The following is a 21034-nucleotide window of genomic DNA, read 5'->3' on the forward strand; positions in this document are numbered from 1 at the left end:
AGCCCCAGCCCACAGGGCGGGGCTTCAATGTTTCATCCTATCCATCAAACGCGAAAATAAGCAAAGCATCTACTTTCTTTGCGACTGCAGGTACTAGCAGGTTTGGGGTGTTTCCGGCGGAGGCTTTCGTTCGAAACAGAAATTACAGTTTGCGGATTTCTTCCTCGGAAAGGCCGGTTTGCCGAGCAATTAGTTCCAAGGATATGCCGGCATCGCGGAAACCTTTCGCCATTTCCCTCCGCTCCCTTTCCATGCCGATCCCGATCCCCTCCTCGTACTTCGCGGCAAGGGCCTTCTCTTCGGCTTCGGCGATGGTTTCGTAACCGTACGCTTCGGATGTCTTGACAAAGTCCATTTGGAATTCCTCTTAAATTTAATTTTTCGATGATAACGAAACGCTTTTGCGTACGGAATCGGATTCCAAGCGATTTCTGGCAAAAGCCAGAGCCTCTTCATGGGAAGAAATCTTCCCTTGCAACTGCCATTCAAATTCTTCCTTGATAAACTCTCCAAAAAGGCGACCCGGACGCAGGCCCATTTGGATTAAATCCGCGCCTTTCAAAAGCGGTTCCGGCGGGTTCGTAAAGACATTCAGACTTTCGGCAGCGGTTTTGAATTTTTCCGCAAGCACGACACGCATTTCGCTTTCGAGAAGCGGTGTCGATTTCAAATACAGATACGCAAGGAACAATCCGTTCTGTTCCACGGAAGCGCGACGTAAAAATTCCGCGTCAAAGCTCTGTTCGTTCGCATGATCGAGCAAGCTCGGTACAAACCGATACAAAAGTGGAATCCGTTTGAGCAGATGAATTTCATTCGTAATCCGCGAAAGGAAGGCATTCACTTTTTGGACGTTCTCCGCTCCGGAAAGGAGTGCGGTAAAGGCGAGGACTTCTTGCGACGTGAGGTCCGGAACATTTGCAAGTTCACCGGAGACCCTGTCGAGAAAATTCCCCAAGTTCTCAAAAGAACCATTCAGCGGCTGGATTTCGGGAAAGAACCTGCCGAGATCCATTTCGAGGAACGCTTGAAGACCGATGCTCGGTTTGCCGGGCTTGAGCAACCACTTTTTGAATTCTTCGAAAATGCGTTCCGAAGAAAGATCGGCAAGCGAGAGCGAACGGCAAAGCTCTGCGGTTTCCGGCGCAAGCCGCAACGAGAACCGGGACGCAAATTGAACGCCCCGCAAAACGCGAAGGGAATCTTCGGCAAAAGCCGCTGATACATGGCGTAAAATTCCCTTTTCCAAATCGCTCTTTCCGCCGTAAGGGTCGGAAAGTTCCAAATCCGGCAAGGAAAGCCCCATGGCATTGACTGTAAAATCGCGGCGGCGGGCGGCTTCCTTAAAAGTCAGGTGCAGATGCGTTTCGACGAGAAAGCCCCGATGGCCTTCCCCGATTTTACTTTCGGTACGCGGAAAGGAAAAATCCAGTTCAAGGCCGTGAGTCACGAGGTGCACTACGCCAAAAGCTTTACCGACTAGATTCGGGCGGCCAAACTTTTGGAGGACGCCGAGAAGAGTCTCCTGGTCGATGTCGTAAACTTCCACGTCAAAATCACGGGAAGAACGTTCGAGCATGGCGTCGCGGACAAAGCCTCCGACGAGATAGCATTTACCGCCGACATCGCGGATGCCTTCGGCTATCTGCATTAAACGTTTCGGGATATCGGAACAGACCTTGTCGAGATTCATTTAACGACTTCCTCGGACGGGATGTTCGACGAGTCTGCGACCACAGAATCCTTTTTGGAATCCGCGTAAAGTTCATAGATGCTCTTTTTGAACTTGTTCGTAAGCGAATCGGACTTGGCGTATTCTTCCTGTTCCGCACGGCACTGTTCAAGTTCTTGGCGTGTCCATTCTCGCTGGTCCGGGGACATCGCCGTGTGATTCAAGCGGTATTCGATTTCAGCGCAGACAGGCTTTTGACGTTGCGAAGCACAGCCCGCGATCAAAAATGCCGAAAGCAAGACAAATCCCAAATTTTTCATAAAACCTCTGCGGAATCGATCAGTGCAAAATCAGCAGTTTTCCCTGCTTCTTTTTGGAGCCTTTCTTGATAAGGTAGTGGTAAACGCCCGGGGCGACGTAAACACCGCGGCGATCCTTTCCATCCCAAGTGACGCGTCCACCGTCCAATTCATCTCCGGCGAAGAACTTCACCAAGTGCGCACCTGAATTGTACACGGAAATGGTTGCATCTTCGGCGACGTTTTCAAACTTGATCTGCTGACCCCAGTTCAAATGGACCGGATTCGGGTAAACTTTGACTTCTGGGCCTTTCGATGTCATGTAAGCTTCCGTTTCTCGCAGGTCGCTGCGCGAGTATGCGGACATGCCGTTCTTGTGGACGAACCAGGCGATTCCCAACCGGGCGTCAATGGCGACGTCGTAAACGATGTCATTCATCAGGCCGTTGCGCGTTACAAACTTCGTCGCCTTCATGGTGTCTGGATTCGACGCGGCCTTTTTGATCATATAAACGCCACTGCCAAGCGTTCCCACCCACAGACGATCGTTTGGATCCATCGCCAAAGATGTCAAACTCGCCTGTTCAAAGTTCGAAGTTTTATGTGGCGGCTGGACGGAATCCATTCCCACTTCCCAATAGGCGATCGTAGAATAGGTAATCGCCCACAGGCGACCAGCCTTATCCAAATCCATATCGATCAAGTATCTGTTGTCGGGAGTCGGCACCGTCATCTGTTCTACAATCTTCAGTTCCCCACCGGTCTGCGAAATCGGCGTAATCGTGAAAATATCCAAAAGACCGGATCCTTCTGTACCTTCCGTTCTGCCCGCCGAAGAATAAAGAATCCACTCGGTGCTGTCATCGGACCAGGAGGCGCGCAAAGGTCCTGCAAACTTGCCGCTACCTACCCCATTTGCACAGCTTACGCTGCCCGATTCGTCGATGTAAGCGATACCATACGCAGATTTTCCCCAGTAGCTGACAAGCCAACCGATGCTATCCGGCGAAGGGGTAATGCCCACCGGCACGATGAAATCCGTGAAGTATTCTTCGACGCAGGTATTTTCCGAAGGCGAAATTTCCACACCGCGATTCGTTCCATTGTCCGGATGCATGCGAAATCCAAAGCCCCAAATACCGACCAAGACATTCCCGTCCGCCAAGGTCGAAACATTCTTCAGCAAACGGTCATAGGCTTCCATTCCACCATAAAAACCCAGATCGTTTGGCGCTTCTTGAGAAACCCAACCTCCGCCATCGCTCCAGCCGAATTCTCCATAGGTCGAGTAAACCGTTACACCGCCTTTACCGCCCACATAAGGCGTTGCCGCATACGGGGTCCTGAGCGGGAAATACGACCAAGCGGACACATTCGAAAGTTCCGCCCCATTATAGAACCAGACGGAATCCTTCCCCACCAAATAGGCGCCTTCTTCGCTTTCTAGAACCTGCTGCACCTTGGAACTGTCATTCTTCCAAAGATTGGCAAACTTGCCTGCCGAAAGCGTGTCCTTCAAAGCGACAATCGGAGAAAGCGTTTTGTCAAAGCTCACCGAAAGAGCGCCTTTGTTCCATGCGAGATGCCGAATTGTAACCTTCGCCGTATCTCCGCTATCATACGAACCGGCCAAAGTCCAGGAATCCGGATCGGCAAGTAAAATATCTTGCGCGAGAGCTTGCCAATTCACTTCACGCACATACACTTCCGAACCCAAGGCGACAAAAAGAGAATCCCCCTGGACAAGCATTGCCGAAGGAGAAAGCGCCTTCAAGGAAACGTCCCCAATGCGTGAAAGCGTCATCACGGACTTTCGGCTCACATAATCGAAAAAGGAAATTTTATCGCGGAATCCGAGGACCAAAATCGAATCCGACGTGACTGCAAGCCCCTGCACAAGTTCTGTCCCGTTCGAAGCATAAGAACGGTTCACCGTAATGAATCTTCCGTTACCCTCATAAGTGGCGATTAGGCCCTTATCGGAAACGGTCAAAATTTCTCCGTTCGCCGCATGGACGACACCGTAGATAATCGATGATTCGAGACCGTCTTCCGACGAATAGACCTCAGAAAATCCATTCGAATAGATAAAACGGACGCCGCCATCGGTCGCAAGAATCAGCGTTCCATTCGCAACGGCTCCCGCGTAGAAATTTTCTGTACGGGAGAAATTATTCCAGCCATCTGCCGCGAAAGCGACAGACACGATAAAAAAGAGGAAAGAGCGGAGAATCAACTTCACTCTTTAATATTACCAAATTCTTTAAGACTTTTTTACCGAGTCCACGACATTTTCCCGCATTTTTCCGATCGATACACAGATCTTTTTGGCGACGGTTGAACGCTTGATCCCCGTCATTTCGGACAGTTCGTGTACAGAAAATCCTTTGAGATAGTGCAAATCGACCAGTGTTCCCATATTTGGCGAAATTCGGTCAAGAAGCGTATTTACATCCTGCTCATCGAACAGTTGTTTTTGATTTGCCGCATTCCGGCTGACCTGATAGTGGTAAAAGCTTTCACAGACGCATTGTTCCCGCATTTTATGGCGAAATTCATCATTGCAGAGGTTTTCTGCAACTCGGTACAGCCATCGACCTGGATTTTGTAGATGACACACGTCTTCAAAGTGCGTATGCAAGCGGATGTATACATTTTGCAGAAGATCCTGAATCGGCACGTCGTCTCGTATTTTACGGGAACACAATTTGTAAATTTGGTTCCGATGGCGATTCCAAAAGTTCAATATATCTTGATTGCGAACTGGTCCCTGAATGGTGGCCATAATGCTCCGCTCCCTCAGCTTGAGCATCCAAAAACGACATTGCCAAAGATAACTATACAAAGGAGTCCTTTGTTTTGAAAACGATTGAAAAAAAAGTTTTAGCCACTTATAAGTTGCAAAGCATGCTTTGGGTCATTTTGTTCTTCTTTTGTTCGCAATCCTTTGCGGAAAGCTTTGACCTAGACGTCGGCAGTGTGAACCTGAACGGCATGGCTCCGCCGAAGATGGAAATTCTTTACCCGTCCGAAGCGACAAAGGTTGGAACCCAGGTGACCGTGCAAATCACGATTCCTGAAAAGTGGCACGTGAATGCGAACATTCCCGCGGATCCGTTTTTAAAACCTTCGACTTTGGACATTCAGGCGCGCGGCATAGAATTTGGCGAAGCGATTTGGCCGGAACCGATCAAGGAATACAGCGAAGCGCTGGATTTTGAGAATCTCGTTTTCAAGGGAACTTTTGAAGTGAAGATTCCAGTGAAAGCCATTGCCGCCGATTATGACACCAGCACGACCAACGTGGAATTCGGCTACCAGGCTTGCAGCCAGATCTGCCTTGCTCCGCAAACCGTACACGCTGCCTTGGAGCTCAAGCTCGAATCAAAGTTCGAAGAATCTTCAAAAAAAAACTCCCATGACTCCCTAGCTCTGCTTTTGGGACTCGCCTTTTTGGGCGGCCTGATTTTGAACTTGATGCCGTGCGTTTTACCGGTGCTTTTCTTAAAACTTTTTAGCCTTGTCCGCAACGCGGGCGAAACCCGGGCGCGCCTTTGGAAGCTGACCGTTTCTTTGGTCTTAGGAATTCTCACTTCGTTCTGGGTGCTCGCCGGAATTGTTTCTTTGATTAAAGCGGGCAGCGGAAATGCGGGCTGGGGTTTCCAGTTTCAAAATCCGGGTTTTGTCGCCTTTATGGTGGTGCTGCTTTCGGCATTTGCAATGAATTTGTTCGGATTTTTTGAAATCTTTTTGCCGGGAAGCGCTCTTACCAAGATGGACGCGGCGACGCGCAAGGAAGGACTTGCAGGCGCCTTCTTGAGTGGCGTTCTGATGGTGCTTTTGAGCACACCGTGTTCTGCTCCGTTCCTCGGGACCGCCATGGGGTTTGCCTTTACGCAGAGTGCGGCTATTCTTTTTGTGTTCTTTACGGTAGCGGCGCTCGGTCTTGCATTCCCGTATATTTTGGTCGCGATCTTCCCGAAGGTTTTGAAGGTTTTCCCGAAACCCGGAACCTGGATGGCGAAGTTCCAAAAGGTTCTCGGCATCTTTTTGCTCGGTACGGCGATTTGGCTCGTTTGGGTTGGCTTCCAGATGACCGGTGCAGAAGGCGCAGCCATCATTGCAACGTTTGGACTCTGCGCCATGCTCCTTTCGGTGATCTTTGGAAAGTTCGCTCGCCCGAATAAACCTTTTATTCGCGAACCGATTTTCCTTTTGGCGGTGACAGGCTTTTTGTTCTCGGCATGGTTCCTCGGCGGAAAGCCGGCAGTCCAAAGTGTGATTGAGGCAAAGTCTCGTGCCGCTGCCGAAAAGACTTTGGGTGAAGACGGCTGGTACAATTACTCCGAAGCGAACTGGAAGGCTCTCGCCCAGGAAGGGAGGCCGATTTTTATCGATGTGACCGCGGACTGGTGCTTAACCTGCAAAACAAACGAAGCGGTCGTGCTGTCGCGCGAAGATGTGAAGAAAGTTCTGTCGGACGCCAACGCGATTCTTGTACGCGCCGATTACACGCTTGAAAGCGCAGAAGTCACGAATCTCCTTCGCAACCTTGGAAAGAGTGGCGTCCCCGCCTATGCTGTTTACAATCCAAAATCACAAAAATGGAACGTTCTTTCCGAAATTTTGACGCTTGAGGACATTGAAGATGCGTTGAAGTAAACAGAAAGCGTGCATATTTTTTGGAATTAAAATAGATTTGATAGTATGAAAGTCGCTCTTCTTACCAATGAATTTCCTCCCGACATCTATGGCGGTGCCGGCATTCACGTTCAGTTCCTTTCCCGCGAACTTCGCGCTCATTGCGAAATCGAAGCCCGCGCTTTTGGCCAGCAGAACGATTTTGAAAAGAACCTGCACGCTCTGGGATTTGCGCCAAAGCTCGATTCGAAGCCGGTTGACCCGCGCATGTCCAAGATTTTGAACCCGCTCGACATTAACCTGCAGTGGGCCAGCAGTCTGAAAAACATTGACATTGTGCATTGCCACACATGGTACAGCCACTTCGGCGGTGTCGTTGCAAGCAAGCTTTTTGAATGCCCGCTCGTGCTCACGACCCACTCCCTTGAACCGCATCGTCCGTGGAAAGCGGAACAGCTCGGTAACGGTGGCTACCAGATGAGCACTTGGATCGAACGTTCTGCCTACCAGACAGCCGACGGCGTGATCGCCGTGTCCAAAGAAATGAAGCGCGACGTGATGGAACTCTACGGCGTTCCCGCAGACCGCGTTCAAGTGATTTACAACGGCATTGACCCGGATTTTTACAAGCCAACTTTTGAACCGGAAGTTCTCGACAAGTTCGGCATCGACAAGGACAAGCCTTTCATTCTCTTCGTCGGACGCATTACCCGTCAGAAGGGAATTTCGCAGTTGATCAGTGCAATCCCGCACATTCGAAAGGATGTTCAGGTCGTGCTTTGCGCAGGCGCCCCGGACACCCCGGAACTCGCCGTGGAATGTGAAAGCAAGATCAATGCTTTGAAGCAGACCCGTGATGGCATTTTCTGGATTCAAGAAATGATGAATCACAAGGAACTGCGCGTTCTTTACACGTATGCAACCGCATTCGTCACCCCGTCCCTTTACGAACCGTTCGGCATCATCAACTTGGAAGCGATGAGCTGCGGAACACCTGTCGTCGGAAGCGCCGTCGGAGGCATTCCGGAAATCATCGTGGACGGCAAAACAGGCTTCCTCGTTCCGCTCGAACCGACTTCGGCTACGAACTTTGAACCAAAGGATCCCGAAAAGTTCCAGTGTGCTCTCGCCGAAAAACTGAACGTACTACTTGACAATCCAGATTTGGCAAAGCAGTACGGCGAAGCGAGCAGGCAGCGCGCCATCGACGTGTTCAGCTGGAAGAGCATTGCCAAGCAGACCTTTAACTTTTACGAAACGGTCATTTCCCGTTACAAGGCAGAAGGTCCGAGAAAGTAAGCTTCTCTCTTTGAAAAAAAGAAAAGGAGTCGCGTTGCGGCTCCTTTTCTTTTTAGAATGAGGCTATAGGAGAACTTTTAGCGAAGCGCTCCCTGAAAGTAGAGCGTATTTCCATTCTGCGAAACACGTACAAGGTAATTTCCCGCCGGAAGCATACTGCCGTTCCAGGAAATACGGTTTGCACCCATAGAGCCTTCGAACTGCATCGAACGTACCTTTTGGCCCTTCGCCGAAAGAACCGTCAAATGAGCCGTTCCCGATTCCGAAAGTTCAAATGCGATTTCTCCACGGGAAAAGTCCGAAAGGTTCTGAACATTCCGAGGCGTTTCTTCAGCGGAGCTCAAACTTTTGGATGCGTAAACCTGGGCGTTTAACGTCGCAAGTTCTACGTCATCCAGGTGCACCATTTCCTCGTTCGCGGATTTGTTGAAAAGCGCCTGCGCGTTTTCCGTTTCCGACTGCACCACAAGCTTTTCACGTTCAAGATGAAGCGTCAAAATTTCACCATCCCGTTGCACCGAAAGTTCCAAAGATTCGCCCGGATTTCCACGGAGGACTTCCATGTCGTATTCCAAACTTTCCCCTTCGAGCGGAACACCATTTGCCGAAAGCAGAAAATCTCCGATGACGATGCCCGCCTTTTCTGCAGCGGAACCCTGTACAACGTGAGCGACTTCTGCGCCGGATTCAGAAGGATAAATGGCAAGGCCGATTCCGCCGAACGATTCGGCGGCAATACCGATCTGAGCCGAAGCAAGCAGGCCCAAAGCCCATAATTTTTTCATTCGAAAACCTCCGAAAGAACTGTTTGATTTTGAAGTAAAGAATCCAAAGATGACGTCGGGAGTTTCATGACGCCCTTTTGGAACGCGGCGACGTAAAGCGTGTCCTTTACCAGTACACCGTCTAAGATTTCCGCAACGCCCGGAATCGGCGGAAGAGCGTTCCAGCGATTTTCCTTGGGAGAGTAAATCGCCGAGCCTTCACCGAGAGCGATAAAGCGGTTTTGAAACGGAAGGATTCGGTACACGGAAGCCGGCGAACGGGAAAGAAGTTGCACGTCTTCATTTTGCAGAAGAAGCGAGCAGTCTACTTTGGGCGTCCACGTTTCCGCTTCAGAAAGTCCAAAGAACCCTTCGAGATTTGCATAGCCCACCAGCAATCCGTTTTCATTTTGCACAGCATCCCTTGCAAGCGTCGACGAGGCGTTCCACGTTCCGTTTTCGCAAACGAGCTGTGGAGCCGAAAGCGCTTTCCATTTTGTACACGAAGTATCGAATCGAACAATGCCGTTCCCATAGGTCATGGCGAAGAGGGAACCGTTCCATTCCACGGCACGCATAAAGGATTCTTCGGCGGGAAAACCTTCGTTGAAGATTTTCCAGGAACCGTCTGGCTGTTCAAAATAGATGGGATTGCGTTCGCCCATTTTTCCATGGGAAAGCGACAGCACTAAGCGACCTTGGAATTTTGCAATCCCATCGATACCGTATGCGGTATCGGAAATCGGGTACGCCTTGGAAACTTCGGGAAGCAGGAACTCCGTCCACGTTTCCGTCTGCGGATTGAACTTCCAAAGATGTGCTCCGCCGTGACTCCAGTACGTTCCGACAAAGAGCATTCCGCTGTCCGCAAACAAAACATTCGGCACATCGCCACCGGGAAGCTCAAGTTCTTTCCACAAAAGGCTCCCTACCTTTCCAATGAAAAGCTGGTAGCGCCTTTCTCCATCGAGAACGCGATCGTTCCTGGCAAAGAGATATTCGCCGACACTTGTAACGGATTCAATGCCCGTTCCAATCGCTGCTGCATCCGAAGCATCGACAGAAAGACCTGCCGAAGTCCAACCGAGAGCTTTCTTGGGAGTCAAATTTTCGGAAGATTTATCCTTGGACGAACACGCGCCGAGGAAAATCAACAGGGCGAACAGGAGCCATTTCATTATGCACCACCCAGGACTTTTTCGACGTCCGCCCAAACGATTCCGCCGATGGCAGCAGCCTTCTTGTACTGAATCTTCTTTTTGACGAGATTGCACTTGGAATCATCTAGGGCGCAGTAAAGGTCCAAGCCCTTACGCGGAGCGCCTTCGTGTTTAATCATCTTCAGGTGAAGATTGTAGTTGGAATTATCGACCGAGCCGTAGTCCAGAACGTCTCCGTGCGGAATAAAGTTGAACGGGGAAACATTCGGCATCTGCGAAAGAGAAATGGTATAAGTGCGCGGCTGCAAAAATTCTTTTTGGTATTTAGGGCCGAGCTTTTTCTTTTTATCCATAAACTGCTGGCTGTAAGAAGTCACAAGTAAATCGCTCGAACCGAGCCATTCTTCCATCAAATTGTTGTAGAAGTCGAGCCACTTTTGAACGCCTTCGAACTGGGAAAGCTTTAAGCCCTTAGACTTGTAAAGAAGCGTATTGATAAAGGTTGTGACCGAGAAGCAACTGCTCTTGGCGACGTCACTGCCTCTGCAGAATTCTGTACTGCCTTCCGCGAGCTGATTCATCATGTAATTGCGAATGCCTCGCATGTCCGAAGAGAACATCGGGCGCATCTGAACCTTTTTGCCGTTCGGAAGCTTGGGATAGCCTTCTTTTGTCAAAGCCTGCACAAAGGCGGAATGCGTTGCAAGATGGCTTCCGTCCACGTGCCAAGCCCAAAGCGTATCGCGCAAAGGCTTCAAGAAGTCAATCTTTTTCGTTTCTCTCTTGGATAAAAGACCGCCCATCACACGGTAATTCGTTTGCAGTTTGAAATCGCCGACGTAACTACCCGTTAAACGGACGCTCACATCGGTTGCGGCACCGAGCATTCCCGTGAGAAAACTCGTCGGGAAAAGGCTTTCGCCGATGGCGCTCAACACCGGTCTATCTAAATTCAGCTGCTGAAGCATCATATTCGCCGCATTCTTGCTTGCGCCTTCCTGGAAGAACTTCTTGAGATCCTTATCCACCTTGGCGTAAAGAAGAGTCTGGTTCTTGTAATAGCTCTGCTTCGTTTTGCTTTCCATATTCTTCTGGTCTTGAACTTCCTTGATGAAAGCGGCTACTGCCGGATAAGACTTTTGGATTGTCTTGTAATCATCAGCCAGTTCCGAGCCAAAGTGCGGCGTATTCACCGTCACAACACGACGGATATGGTTCGCCGCATTCTTGTTGCCCACCGGGTAAAGCTTGGAATTTGCGCGCAAGCCTCGGAGCATTTCGCGGACGACAAGACCGCCTTGACTGTGCGCCACCAGGTCGACCTGATTCTTATCACTCTTCCACCAGTTCTTTCCGTAATGCTTTGCCAAAACATTTTCAAGATACTTGTAAAGCGCAAAAGAAATAGACTTTTTACTCTGATTGTTCTTCCACTGCGGCAGGACCTGCACCAGATTGCCGTTCTTCTTTTCGTAAGGTGCCGTGAAGAAGTACAAACCGTTCTTGTTGATTCCCTTTGCGCTCACGTCTAGATTCTGGTCTCGGGCGATGATATCCGGCAAAGATCCGTCATCATAGCCGGAAACGTTTCCGTTCAAATAATTCGCATCGCTCGGGTCCGTTTTCCCAATCGGTTGAGCGCCAAAAGCGATGAACGAAGAATTATGCCCCGGCACAAAAACGACAGGACGGGCGAGTTTCTTCGAACCGTTCTTTTTTTCGGGGAAGGCAACCTTTCTGCCGTTCCAGATTTTAAAGATTTCTTCGGTCGGAACACGATTCAAATCGCGGCAAGCCTTTTTCGGTAAGAACTTGCCCGTCGTCGCATTGTATTCCGAAAGGGGAACGTCTGTCCATTTGCTGCTCGACTTCCCCACCGTCGAAATTCCCCATTTAAAGTCTCCCTTATACGAAAGACCGTTTCCGCAATTGACCTTATATTCCGCGGCATAATGGCATTCGATGTAAGGCGAACCGTTTGGACGTGTTTTTTTATAATCCTTGTTAAAGCTGTACTTCAAATGGGTCAGCTGAAAAGCGTTCTTGTTGAACTTTCCATTGGAGCCGATATCCGTACAATAGGTATTCGGCGAAAAGCTCGCTTTAGGGTTTTGGATTTTACTTGCAGCCACAGGGCTTCCGGGATATGTCAAAGAATTTTTGCTATTCCCTTCTGCAAAATAGAGCAAGGTGCTGTCTGTCTTCGCAACTCCAAAAGCGACCGAAGACAAGACGATCAAAGGCAAAGCTTTGTTCAAAAGCTTCATGGATTTCTCCTCAGAAAATGTTTTTGAAAATCGGCGATAAGCCGTAAGAATTTTTGATTTATAAAAAGGCGCTCTCCTCAAAGAAATTGCCGCGCCCGAGCTAAACCGCCTTGAATTATAAAAGAGAAAACCGCACCCGTCAAGGATGCGGCTTTTTTATTTTCAAAATCTTCAGCGATTAATCATTTTAATCATGACATATTTTGTCAAATATTTAGAAGATTTTAGGCGACTCCCATAGAAACGCCCGGTCCCACAATCTGGCTGTGTCCGCTTCCAGACGGAATGATTTCGATATGATTCGAAACTTCTTCCTTCAAGCGGCCCACGTGAGAGATAACTCCGACAAGCTTATCGCTGCGCTCGCCCAAATTGCGAAGCACTTCGATTGCCTTCTGCAGCTTATGTTCATCCAAAGAACCGAAACCTTCGTCGAGGAACAGCGTATCGATTCGAACGCGCTGGCTCGCAAGCGAAGACAGTCCCAAGGCGAGCGAAAGGCTCACCAAGAACGTTTCACCGCCCGACAGGTTCGCCGACGGACGCGACGTTCCACATTCCGCGTCATACAGCGAAATGTTCAAGCCCGTTTCATCGGTTTCAATCTTGTAACGCGGATCCAAGCTGTGCAAATGTTTATTCGCCGCCGAAATCAACTTGCGAAGAGTCAGCTGCTGCACATATTCCACAAACTTCTTACCGTCTGCGCTACCGATCAAGGAATTCAGCGTACTCCAAACGTGTACCTTCTGATCCTGAGCTTCCTTTTCGACGATTACTTTTTGGAAGTTTTTCTTCGCCACATCGTTTTCCGTGTAAAGGCGCGTCTTCTTGCCCAGTTCTTCGGTAAGGTCCGCAATTTCCTTTGCCAAGGTTTCGAGCTTATACGCCACAGTCTCCAAGGTCTGATGTCCCGTATCCAAGGAACGCAAGTGATCCAAGCGTTCTTCCGCCTGTTGCGATTTTCCTTGGCTCAAGGCGAGATCCGCGGTTACCTTTTCAATCTTTTGCGTAATCTGCAAGCGAAGCACTTCCGGAATCACAGCATTCTTCAGATCCTGTTCCGAACCGAAGCCGTGCTCACGCAGCTTTGCCTTGAGATCCGCATCCAAGGATTCCTTCTCGCGTTCGCGTTCCGTAATCTGCCTCGAAATCGTGTCGAGCTCAGAACGGACCGAGGCGAGATTTTTCGTGCAGCGTTCGCGCTTTTCGGTGAGTTCCACACGCAACTGGGCAACGGCATCGATCTTTTCCTGGCATTCACGGCGGTCTTCTGCCACATCACGAGATCCGAAAAGTTTTTGACGTTCCATCACGCGATCTTGGGTTTCCGCCTTTTTCTTGCTCAGGTCGTCTTCGAGAAGGCGCAAGTCCGCCTGTGCGGTTTCCACATTTTGCGCCAAGCTATTTTCGTTTGCTTCAAAAACGGCGATCTGTCTTTTGCAAGATTCGATATTCTTGACGCAGGCGCTCCACTGCGAAGCCCAGGTGCGAATCTTCGAAAGAACTATCTGAGGCACTTCGAGATCCGCTTCCGCAAAACCGAACGGGCGTAGTTTTTCCACGACCATCTGGAAAGATTCCAAAGAAGCCTTGTTCTTGTTCACGACGTCTTCTTCGCAATTCTTGATGACGTCGTCTGCGGCATGGAGCCTGTATTCCGCATCACTAAGCGCATTCTTCGCCTTTTCGTAACGGGATTGCAGACTGTTCAAGCGCCCTGCCGTCGCCGTCAAATCGCCCTTGGTAAATTCCGTTTTTTCATGTTCTGCGTGATACGGGCTACCGCACACCGGGCAAATGTCCCCGTCCGAAAGCGAAGCCTGCACAAACGACACAATCTTATTCATATCGTTCGACAAACAACGATCGCGTTCTTCGCTCACGTTCTTCAAATTCAAAAGCTGATTGCGCCAAATATTTTCCGCTTCATTGCGACGGGTCTTGGCGACTACCAAAGCATCTTTTGCCTTGAGAACCGCATTTTTCGAATCGGCCAAATGATTCAAACGGTCCGAAATCACCGCTTGTTCGCTTTCGAGCATTTTGTGCGTCGGGTGAGCCTTTTCGTAGTTTTCGTTTTCCGCAAGAGCCTTTTCGACTTCTGCACGGCTATTCTTCAGCTGAACGCTTTTCTGGCGAAGTTCTTCGAGGCGTGCCTTTTTGCCGCGGATTTCCGCAATCTTTTCGCTGCAGATCTGTTCCAAGCGAATAATGTCCGAATCCAACTTCGAAACCTTTTCGCGAAGTTCGCCTCGCACCTTATCTTCAGCACGCAAGCGGTCTTCTTCGCGAGTCTTCGCATCGAGTTCCGTCTGGACCTGACGCCTGTTCAGTTCGCATTCTGGAATCTTCTGCAACAGATTCTTTTTTTCTGCAGTCTTTGCCGCATAATCCTTGCGGATCAGTTCGAGCTTTTCCAGTTCCGGAATCAAAAGCTGTGCTTCGTTTCCACGGGAAAGGCGTTTGCGATCCGGTTCCAGATTGCGATTTTCAAGCAAAAGCGCTTCTACGGCTTTGCGCAAGTCCTGACATTCCTTTTCCGCGGTCACGACTTCGCCGAGAATGCGTTTGAACTCTTCGTTCTTTTTGAGTTCCGCTTCCTTCGAAGCCTTGGTCTTGTTCGAGTTTTCAATCCAAGCCTTCAAATCGCGTTCTTCATTTTCCGGGAGCAGTTGAATGCCACTCAGCAGGTTCTGCAATTCTTTCAAATGCGCATCTTCTGCCTTATTGCGTTCATAGACCGCTTTCGAAATTTTGCGGTAGATTTCCTGGCCGGAAAGTTTTTCGAGAATCGCCGCCTTTTCTTCACGCTTGCATTTGAGGAAGCTGTCAAAGCCTCCCTGCGGAAGCATCACGGCGCGCATGAACTGGTCAAAGTTCAGTCCGACGACTTCTTCGATTTTCTTTTGGGCTTCGATCGATTTGGAATATTCATCTTTGGCGACAAAAGAACCTTTCTCTTCAAAAAGAATCTTGCGGTCCACGCCCTGAATTGCGCCATCGGCGCGATTACGGCTGCGGTGCACCTTCCAAACCGCCATGTATCGGCTGCCGGCAGATTCAAAAATCACTTCCGAAAAAGACTCCCCGGTTCCTGTCGTCATCACGAGTTCCGGGCCGACCGAAACACCGCCACGCTTGTCCGACACATTGTCCTGACGCGGCGTTTTACCGTAAAGCGCAAGCGAAATCGCATCCAGTACCGAAGATTTTCCCGAACCCGTCGGACCGGAAATAGCAAACAGATGATTGCGCAAAAAGGCAGGATCGTCAAAACGGATATTCCATTCCCCAGCGAGGGAATTCACATTTTTAAAATGGAGTGCGATAATTTTCATTAGTCCACCTGACCTTCCTGAACAGCCTTCAAAATTTCCTGGAATGCGAGTTCCACGCGCGCCTTCAATTCCGGATTCTGGGAAAGTCCCATTTCATCCTTTTCATTTTCCATGCGACGGGTAAAAACTTCTGTCGGCGAAAATTCCGAAAGATCCTTTTCCTCTTCGATCGCCGTATGCGAATTATCTACGCGGGCAACATATTCCGCATGCACCAATTCAAGACTCGTCTTTTTAAAGTCTTCCGCAAGATTTTGACGGAGGCTTCCCACGGTTCCCGCACCCGTAAACTGCACTCGAATCCAGGCGCCCGGAGTTTCTTTATCCTGACGCAAAACCTTTTCACGGATTTCCGAAAGGTCCGCGCCCGAAATCGTCACAAGCTTTCTTGGTAAAGAAAGTCCCATCGGGCGAATGACCGGAAGCTTTCCTTCTTCCAGATCCACCAAAAGCACTTCACTCTGGGAACGGGCTTCGTCAAAGCCCATCGGAAGCGGAGATCCCGAATAGCGGATCCGATCTTCACCGGCCACCTTCTGCGAACGGTGAATGTGCCCAAGGGCAACATAGTCGAAGACCGGCGGGAAAATTTCCGAATTCACATTTTCCAGATTGCCGACGACCGTATATTCCGTATCGTCTGCATTTTCCGAAGGGGCAGCTCCGGCGGCATAAAGGTGCGCCATCGCCACGATCGGCAAATTCTTCCCGAGCTTTTCGCGCAGCTCCAGGGCGAGCTTTTGAAGTTTTTCGAAATGCGCCTTTGTTCCCGCACGCACGAACTGTTCATCCGTTTCGAACTTTTCACTGCCAAGGCTCGATTGCAAAGCGGCATCGCGCAGGAAAGGAGCCGCGCAAACGATGACCTGCGGGGCCTCTTCACTCGGTAGCGCAAAGACTTCGTTTACAAAATGCTTTTCCGCATCCGGGGTCGCCACGACCTTCACGTTCAAAAGTTCGAGCAGCTCACGGGTGGCATTGAGCGTTGCCGGCGAATCGTGATTGCCCGCGGTCACGACCACATTTTTGCAGCACGTTCCGTTCAGGCTTGTCAAAAAGGAGTAATAAAGTTCCAAAGCCGCATTGCTCGGGGAACCTGTATCGAAGATATCCCCCGAAACGAGCAACGCATCCACTTCGTTCAAAACGATGATTTTCTTTAATTCTGCAAGAAAAGACCGGTACTCCTCGATTCGCGAATGATCGTGCAAGGAATTGCCCAAATGCCAGTCTGATGTATGTAAAATGCGGTATCCTGTATGATTCATAATGCAAATTTAGTTCGGTTTTTTTGTCAAAAATGACAAATTCCGAAAAAAGCGACTTTTGTCACGCCTTAAAAATAAGAACGTTCTCAATTTTAGACTTTTTATTTATATTAAGAACGTGGAAAAATTGACCGACATCTTTCAATATACGCATTTTCGCAAGTATCTCGCGGAATATCAAGGCGCAAGGGCTCTTGTAGAGCCTTCTTTTAGCCGTACCGAAATCTGCGCAAGGCTCGGGCTTCCCAAAACCCGAAGCTACTTCGCCGATGTCCTCCGCGGCAAAAAGGTTTCCCCGCGCATGGTCCAAAAGTTCATCGAAGTTTTGGAACTCAACCGCAAGGAAGCGAAATACTTTGAATCCATGGTCAAGCTCGACCAGGCAAAATCGGATGCGGTCCGCAAGGACGCTATGGAAGAACTCTTGAAGATCAATCCGCACCCGCAGATGCTCTTGAATTCCGACGCGTATGAATATTACGCCAAGTGGTATCACAGCGCCCTCTTCGCTATTTTAGACGTGATGGACGTTTCCGACGACCTTTCCTCGGTCGCAAAGCGTATATTCCCCAAGGTCACGATCGGCAAGCTGAACGAATCCATCGCACTGCTTTCTCGACTCGGCCTTATCCGCAAAAACGATGACGGTTTTTGGAAGCCGACCAAGGATTCCATTTCGAGCGGCCCGTACAACAACGACGAACTGATTCGCGAATACCAGCTCCAATGTTTTGAACTTTCGAAAGAAGCCTTGCTCACCCCGAGCAAGAATCCGCACGTGATGAACACCCTCGTCTTTAGCCTTTCGAAGAACGCTTACAAAAAGCTCGAAGCGGAGCTCCAGGCATTCAAGGCAAAGGCGCACCAGATCGTCGCCGAAGATCAGGAAAAAGCGGACGGCGTTTACCACATGAATATTCACCTGTTCTCGAATCTCGACGCGGAGGCCAAGCCATGACACTTTGGAAAAAATATTCCATGCTCGCTGGCGGAGCCTTGATCCTTGCAGCCTGCAGCAGCTCCGATCACGCGGGCGTCATCAGCACGACGGAATCCGGCAAAACGCTCGCTGGAATTGTCGTCACGCACGCAGGCGACGCCGTCGCCCACACGTCCGTCTATGTTGTCGCAAGCGATTATACCGCCCACGCAGACAGCATACTTTACTCGACCGTCTCCGATGAAAACGGCAACTATCAGATTTTGCTTTGCAATCTTGCCGATGGCGAATACACCGTTCTTTTTGAAAATGCGGAATCGAACCTCGTTTCCAAGGAAGAACTTGAAATTGAAAGCGACACGAAAACCGTGGAAAATAACACGCTCACCTTGAACACGGAACTTTCGACCGCATCCGAAATCGCCGTAGACATCGAAGCGTACAAAATCTCGGCAGGCAACACGCTCTGCCTGAACGGAACGCTCAGCTGCACCGTCATTACCGACACGGACATTTCGAACGGCATCGCTGTTTTGACGGCCATTCCGGAAGCCGACTACAGCTACTTCACGGTTTACAGCTCGCAGAAAATATCCACTCACTACGTTGACATGGAAATCGACGAAGGCGAAGCCTATACGGTTTCTGGCAAAGCAACAAAAGCGCAGCTGATTTTGAGCCGCACCCTCCCGGATTCGTTACAGTCCAAAATCCAGACGGATGTGGATTCCGCCACATTCCCGATTTGGATTTCGAACAAAGTTGCGTCCCCGCTCCTGGTGGACGACAACGGTTTTGTGTTGCCGACCGAAAAGGTTTACAGCACCGCGGATTCGACCCTTTACTGGAGCGTTTTCCCGACCGTCGATTTGAGCGCATCGACCAGCCAAAAGCTTTACATTTTCAATTCCGAAATCCAGCCCGTATTTTCTTCGCAGGTGCGCTACAGCATGCACTGGGATTCTTTAAGCGCCGAAGGCGTTTGGGCGGGGGCAAAAGCTTATGCCGCGGGCGATAAACCGGATACAGTAAAGGCGTTCCCTGTCATCGTAGACGGCAATTTCGCCGTTTCATTCTGGACAAAAATCGAGAAGTCCGCATTCGAAAACGATTCGAGCATTGCGCTCTTCACCGCCCTAGAAGATTCGCTCGGAATCGTCATTCGACAGAACGGTTCGAGCAAGAACCTGGGCGTGGAACTCTTTGTGGATTCGGATACACTCGTCATTTCCGACACGACCGTTTACGGCTCTTCCAAGATTGCCGACGGCAACTGGCATCATTACGCCGTTTCCATCAACGGCCATCACATCACCATTCTCAAAGACGGCAAAGTCATTCGGAACACGGACTTTGAACTTTCGAAAGGTTTTGGAAACGTGCAGAGCTTTACCCTTGGCGACAGCCGATTCGAAGGCATCCTGGACGAATTCAAGATCCTCGGTGGAACGCAGGATTCGAATTCTCTCCGCCTGATTTACGAGCTGGAACGCGCCGATCAAATTCCGTGGACAGAAGTCGACGACTGAATCATGCCATCCCCAAACTTTTCGACTCACACAAATCTTCGTAAAACAGAATTCTTGACGCGAGGAAAATAATCAACCACTCCGACGATTTTATCGCAATGCCGCAACTGGTTGATATATCGTGCTTGGCATATTGGCCCTTTTCGGGGCTGGCGACGCGGGAGACGCATGCACCATCACCTTGCTGTTGAAAGTGCTTCCAATACTCAGTTTCGCGGGGATTTTTGCGTCGTTGATATTCTGTGGAGAGTGATTTTTTCAAATTTGGCGCAATTTGTAAAGCCAACGGGTTAATCCAACTTAGAAGGGTTTGCATTTTGAGCAACTAAAAAGGTATATTGAGAAAGGAGGTTTCTCTTATGCCTATCGAACTGCTGCAAGAAAAAGTCAAGGCCATCCCCGCAGAATATGTAGGGGAAGTTTCTGATTTTATCGATTTCATTCTCCAGAAATCGCTAAACACGTCCGTCAAGCGGAATGTAAAAAAGTTCGGTATCGCTAAAGGCCAGTTTTCCATCCCCGACAATATCGATTCCTGCAATGACGAAATCGCAGAAATGTTCGGGGTGGGCGGATGAAAGTCTTACTATTTGCCAGAACTGTTCACATGAAATGCCGCAACTGTTAAGGTTGCGATTTTTGATTTGTTTCAGGGCGTGCAGGCGGAGACTTCCCCCTTTATACAAAAAAGACCGAAGCGGTTAGGCTACGGTCCGCAATGTTTTGGATTGCTTCGGGGGCAGTCTCGTCAACGCAAACCGGAGCGGCATCGTCGTCACCGACAACGGAACGCCAGTCGCGGGCAAGGTCACTATCCCTAACACAATTTCTAAAAAATCTCATCCCCAAACTTTTCGACTCACACAAATCTTCGCGTTCGGCAATTCTTTTCGAAGATAATTCAGCACCTGCCATATTCGGTTCCGAGCAAATCTTCGTAAAACAGAATTCTTAACGCGAGGAAAATAATCAACCACTCCGACGATTTTATCGCAATGCCGCAACTGGTTGATATATCGTGCTAGGTATATTGGTCCTTTTCGGGGCTGGCGACGCGGGAGACGCCTGCGCCATCACCTTGCTGTTGAAAGTGCTGTCGTTCTTGATTTTCGTGGGAATTGTGGCGTCTTTGATGCTCTGTGGCGGGTAAATATGGATAAGATTTAATACACTGCATCGCTCTTTTACTAATTTTTATATAAATTTTAGTAAAAAGGAGCGCTTTATGGGAACCACAATGCATACAATCAGCGCAAGAATAGATTCCAAGCTCAAAACGCAAGCCGAAAGCCTGTTCGACCAGCTCGGGATGAACATGAGCACAGCAATAACCGTATTCTTGAAACAAGTCGTCCGTCTCCGCAAAATCCCGTTCGAGATCGCCCTTGACACTCCCAACGATGAGACTATCGCCGCCATAGCTGAAGCAAACGAAATCGCCAGCGGCAAGCGCAAGGCTAAATCTTACAAGAACGCAAACGCAATGATTAAGGACATTCTAGGCGAATGATGGAAATCAAGACCACAGCAAAGTTCAGGAAAGACCTTAAGCAGGCTAAAAAGAAAGGGTTAAATATGGCTCTCCTGCAAAAGGTCGTTGACGATTTGGCTGCAGGGAAAAAGCTAGACGAACGACACCACGACCACGCCCTCGTTGGGGAGTGGGTCTCGTTCCGCGAATGCCATATTCAACCGGACTGGCTGTTGATTTACAAGATTTCGGGCGATGCGCTCATATTGACGCTGACGCGAACAGGTTCGCACAGCGATTTGTTCAAGAAATAGGAAGAAGGCGCTGCCATTGGCAACGCCTAGTTTTCGCAAAAGACTCCTAAAAAGTTATCTTTGCGGGGT

19 protein-coding genes are annotated in these 21034 nt (G+C 49.6%); 8 read left to right on the forward strand and 11 right to left on the reverse strand.

Features of this window, described 5'->3' with window-relative positions; translation table 11 throughout:
- Positions 1-142 precede the first annotated feature (142 nt).
- From BGX16_RS04525 to BGX16_RS04545, 5 genes are read right to left on the reverse strand one after another with little or no spacing between them, the layout of a single operon-like run.
- Positions 143-355 (reverse strand): hypothetical protein, encoded by a 213-nt coding sequence (locus BGX16_RS04525; protein WP_100424981.1) that lies wholly within the window; start codon positions 353-355, stop codon positions 143-145.
- Positions 356-373: 18 nt separating this feature from the next.
- Positions 374-1693 (reverse strand): CCA tRNA nucleotidyltransferase, encoded by a 1320-nt coding sequence (locus BGX16_RS04530; RefSeq protein ID WP_241899450.1) that lies wholly within the window; start codon positions 1691-1693, stop codon positions 374-376.
- Entirely contained in the window at positions 1690-1992 is a 303-nt protein-coding gene (locus tag BGX16_RS04535; protein ID WP_146139490.1) for a hypothetical protein, read from the reverse strand. The genes BGX16_RS04530 and BGX16_RS04535 overlap by 4 nt, the downstream gene beginning before the upstream one ends.
- A 19-nt stretch (positions 1993-2011) precedes the next feature.
- Positions 2012-4213 (reverse strand): hypothetical protein, encoded by a 2202-nt coding sequence (locus tag BGX16_RS04540; RefSeq protein WP_100424983.1) that lies wholly within the window; start codon positions 4211-4213, stop codon positions 2012-2014.
- A gap of 21 nt (positions 4214-4234) precedes the next feature.
- Positions 4235-4783 carry an RNA polymerase sigma factor gene (locus tag BGX16_RS04545; RefSeq protein ID WP_146139489.1) on the reverse strand — a complete coding sequence of 183 codons (549 nt, stop codon included), beginning with the start codon at positions 4781-4783 and terminating at the stop codon, positions 4235-4237.
- Positions 4784-4830: 47 nt separating this feature from the next.
- Between BGX16_RS04545 and BGX16_RS04550 the strand changes: the two genes are divergently transcribed.
- Together BGX16_RS04550 and glgA are read left to right on the forward strand one after the other, a co-directional pair.
- Positions 4831-6633 (forward strand): protein-disulfide reductase DsbD family protein, encoded by a 1803-nt coding sequence (locus BGX16_RS04550; RefSeq protein ID WP_146139488.1) that lies wholly within the window; start codon positions 4831-4833, stop codon positions 6631-6633.
- A gap of 45 nt (positions 6634-6678) precedes the next feature.
- Positions 6679-7911, forward strand: coding sequence for a glycogen synthase (gene glgA, locus BGX16_RS04555; RefSeq protein ID WP_100424986.1), 1233 nt, complete (start codon positions 6679-6681; stop codon positions 7909-7911).
- A 77-nt stretch (positions 7912-7988) separates the two neighbouring features.
- On the opposite strand, the gene BGX16_RS04560 is transcribed toward glgA, so the two are convergent.
- From BGX16_RS04560 to BGX16_RS04580, 5 genes are all read right to left on the reverse strand, one after another.
- A complete protein-coding gene (locus BGX16_RS04560) occupies positions 7989-8696 on the reverse strand; it encodes a PDZ domain-containing protein (RefSeq protein ID WP_100424987.1) in 708 nt (235 codons plus the stop codon).
- Positions 8693-9853: an NHL repeat-containing protein gene (locus BGX16_RS04565; RefSeq protein ID WP_100424988.1), complete on the reverse strand. Its 1161-nt coding sequence runs from the start codon at positions 9851-9853 to the stop codon at positions 8693-8695. The genes BGX16_RS04560 and BGX16_RS04565 overlap by 4 nt, the downstream gene beginning before the upstream one ends.
- On the reverse strand, positions 9853-12102 hold the full coding sequence (locus BGX16_RS04570) for an alpha/beta hydrolase (RefSeq protein WP_100424989.1): 2250 nt from the start codon (positions 12100-12102) through the stop codon (positions 9853-9855). Before BGX16_RS04570 ends, BGX16_RS04565 begins: the two co-directional genes overlap by 1 nt.
- A 224-nt stretch (positions 12103-12326) precedes the next feature.
- On the reverse strand, positions 12327-15443 hold the full coding sequence (locus BGX16_RS04575; protein ID WP_100424990.1) for an SbcC/MukB-like Walker B domain-containing protein: 3117 nt from the start codon (positions 15441-15443) through the stop codon (positions 12327-12329).
- Positions 15443-16711, reverse strand: coding sequence for an exonuclease SbcCD subunit D C-terminal domain-containing protein (locus BGX16_RS04580; RefSeq protein WP_100424991.1), 1269 nt, complete (start codon positions 16709-16711; stop codon positions 15443-15445). The genes BGX16_RS04575 and BGX16_RS04580 overlap by 1 nt, the downstream gene beginning before the upstream one ends.
- 118 nt (positions 16712-16829) lie before the next feature.
- Here BGX16_RS04580 and BGX16_RS04585 point away from each other — a divergent pair, with 118 nt between their 5' ends.
- The 3 genes from BGX16_RS04585 to BGX16_RS04595 all read left to right on the forward strand — a co-directional run bounded on the left by BGX16_RS04585 (position 16830) and on the right by BGX16_RS04595 (position 19758).
- A complete protein-coding gene (locus BGX16_RS04585) occupies positions 16830-17669 on the forward strand; it encodes a TIGR02147 family protein (RefSeq protein WP_100426755.1) in 840 nt (279 codons plus the stop codon).
- Positions 17666-19180 carry a LamG-like jellyroll fold domain-containing protein gene (locus BGX16_RS04590; RefSeq protein WP_100424992.1) on the forward strand — a complete coding sequence of 505 codons (1515 nt, stop codon included), beginning with the start codon at positions 17666-17668 and terminating at the stop codon, positions 19178-19180. Before BGX16_RS04585 ends, BGX16_RS04590 begins: the two co-directional genes overlap by 4 nt.
- A gap of 359 nt (positions 19181-19539) precedes the next feature.
- Positions 19540-19758 (forward strand): DUF2281 domain-containing protein, encoded by a 219-nt coding sequence (locus BGX16_RS04595; RefSeq protein ID WP_100424993.1) that lies wholly within the window; start codon positions 19540-19542, stop codon positions 19756-19758.
- A gap of 100 nt (positions 19759-19858) precedes the next feature.
- Here BGX16_RS04595 and BGX16_RS04600 read toward each other — a convergent pair whose 3' ends face one another.
- Positions 19859-20023, reverse strand: coding sequence for a hypothetical protein (locus tag BGX16_RS04600; protein ID WP_157797867.1), 165 nt, complete (start codon positions 20021-20023; stop codon positions 19859-19861).
- A gap of 175 nt (positions 20024-20198) precedes the next feature.
- On the opposite strand from BGX16_RS04600, the gene BGX16_RS15060 reads away from it, so the two are divergent.
- The 3 genes from BGX16_RS15060 to BGX16_RS04610 all read left to right on the forward strand — a co-directional run bounded on the left by BGX16_RS15060 (position 20199) and on the right by BGX16_RS04610 (position 20965).
- A complete protein-coding gene (locus tag BGX16_RS15060; protein ID WP_277352367.1) occupies positions 20199-20330 on the forward strand; it encodes a hypothetical protein in 132 nt (43 codons plus the stop codon).
- Positions 20331-20405: 75 nt separating this feature from the next.
- On the forward strand, positions 20406-20690 hold the full coding sequence (locus BGX16_RS04605) for a type II toxin-antitoxin system RelB/DinJ family antitoxin (RefSeq protein WP_100424995.1): 285 nt from the start codon (positions 20406-20408) through the stop codon (positions 20688-20690).
- Positions 20687-20965, forward strand: a complete 279-nt coding sequence (locus BGX16_RS04610; RefSeq protein ID WP_100424996.1) for a type II toxin-antitoxin system YafQ family toxin — start codon at positions 20687-20689, stop codon at positions 20963-20965. Before BGX16_RS04605 ends, BGX16_RS04610 begins: the two co-directional genes overlap by 4 nt.
- The last annotated feature ends 69 nt before the right edge of the window (positions 20966-21034 follow it).

It is taken from the genome of Hallerella succinigenes (genome assembly GCF_002797675.1).
Taxonomy (GTDB): domain Bacteria; phylum Fibrobacterota; class Fibrobacteria; order Fibrobacterales; family Fibrobacteraceae; genus Hallerella; species Hallerella succinigenes.

Excerpts from the sequence above, each read along its gene's own strand:
- BGX16_RS04535 (WP_146139490.1), bottom strand. The coding sequence starts at position 1,992 with ATGAAAAATTTGGGATTTGTCTTGCTTTCGGCATTTTTGATCGCGGGC.
- BGX16_RS04600 (WP_157797867.1), bottom strand. The coding sequence starts at position 20,023 with ATGAGATTTTTTAGAAATTGTGTTAGGGATAGTGACCTTGCCCGCGAC.
- BGX16_RS04560 (WP_100424987.1), bottom strand. The coding sequence starts at position 8,696 with ATGAAAAAATTATGGGCTTTGGGCCTGCTTGCTTCGGCTCAGATCGGT.
- BGX16_RS04590 (WP_100424992.1), top strand. The coding sequence starts at position 17,666 with ATGACACTTTGGAAAAAATATTCCATGCTCGCTGGCGGAGCCTTGATC.
- BGX16_RS04580 (WP_100424991.1), bottom strand. The coding sequence starts at position 16,711 with ATGAATCATACAGGATACCGCATTTTACATACATCAGACTGGCATTTG.
- glgA (WP_100424986.1), top strand. The coding sequence starts at position 6,679 with ATGAAAGTCGCTCTTCTTACCAATGAATTTCCTCCCGACATCTATGGC.
- BGX16_RS04575 (WP_100424990.1), bottom strand. The coding sequence starts at position 15,443 with ATGAAAATTATCGCACTCCATTTTAAAAATGTGAATTCCCTCGCTGGG.
- BGX16_RS04530 (WP_241899450.1), bottom strand. The coding sequence starts at position 1,693 with ATGAATCTCGACAAGGTCTGTTCCGATATCCCGAAACGTTTAATGCAG.
- BGX16_RS04570 (WP_100424989.1), bottom strand. The coding sequence starts at position 12,102 with ATGAAGCTTTTGAACAAAGCTTTGCCTTTGATCGTCTTGTCTTCGGTC.
- BGX16_RS04605 (WP_100424995.1), top strand. The coding sequence starts at position 20,406 with ATGGGAACCACAATGCATACAATCAGCGCAAGAATAGATTCCAAGCTC.
- BGX16_RS04565 (WP_100424988.1), bottom strand. The coding sequence starts at position 9,853 with ATGAAATGGCTCCTGTTCGCCCTGTTGATTTTCCTCGGCGCGTGTTCG.
- BGX16_RS04525 (WP_100424981.1), bottom strand. The coding sequence starts at position 355 with ATGGACTTTGTCAAGACATCCGAAGCGTACGGTTACGAAACCATCGCC.
- BGX16_RS04610 (WP_100424996.1), top strand. The coding sequence starts at position 20,687 with ATGATGGAAATCAAGACCACAGCAAAGTTCAGGAAAGACCTTAAGCAG.
- BGX16_RS04595 (WP_100424993.1), top strand. The coding sequence starts at position 19,540 with ATGCCTATCGAACTGCTGCAAGAAAAAGTCAAGGCCATCCCCGCAGAA.
- BGX16_RS04545 (WP_146139489.1), bottom strand. The coding sequence starts at position 4,783 with ATGCTCAAGCTGAGGGAGCGGAGCATTATGGCCACCATTCAGGGACCA.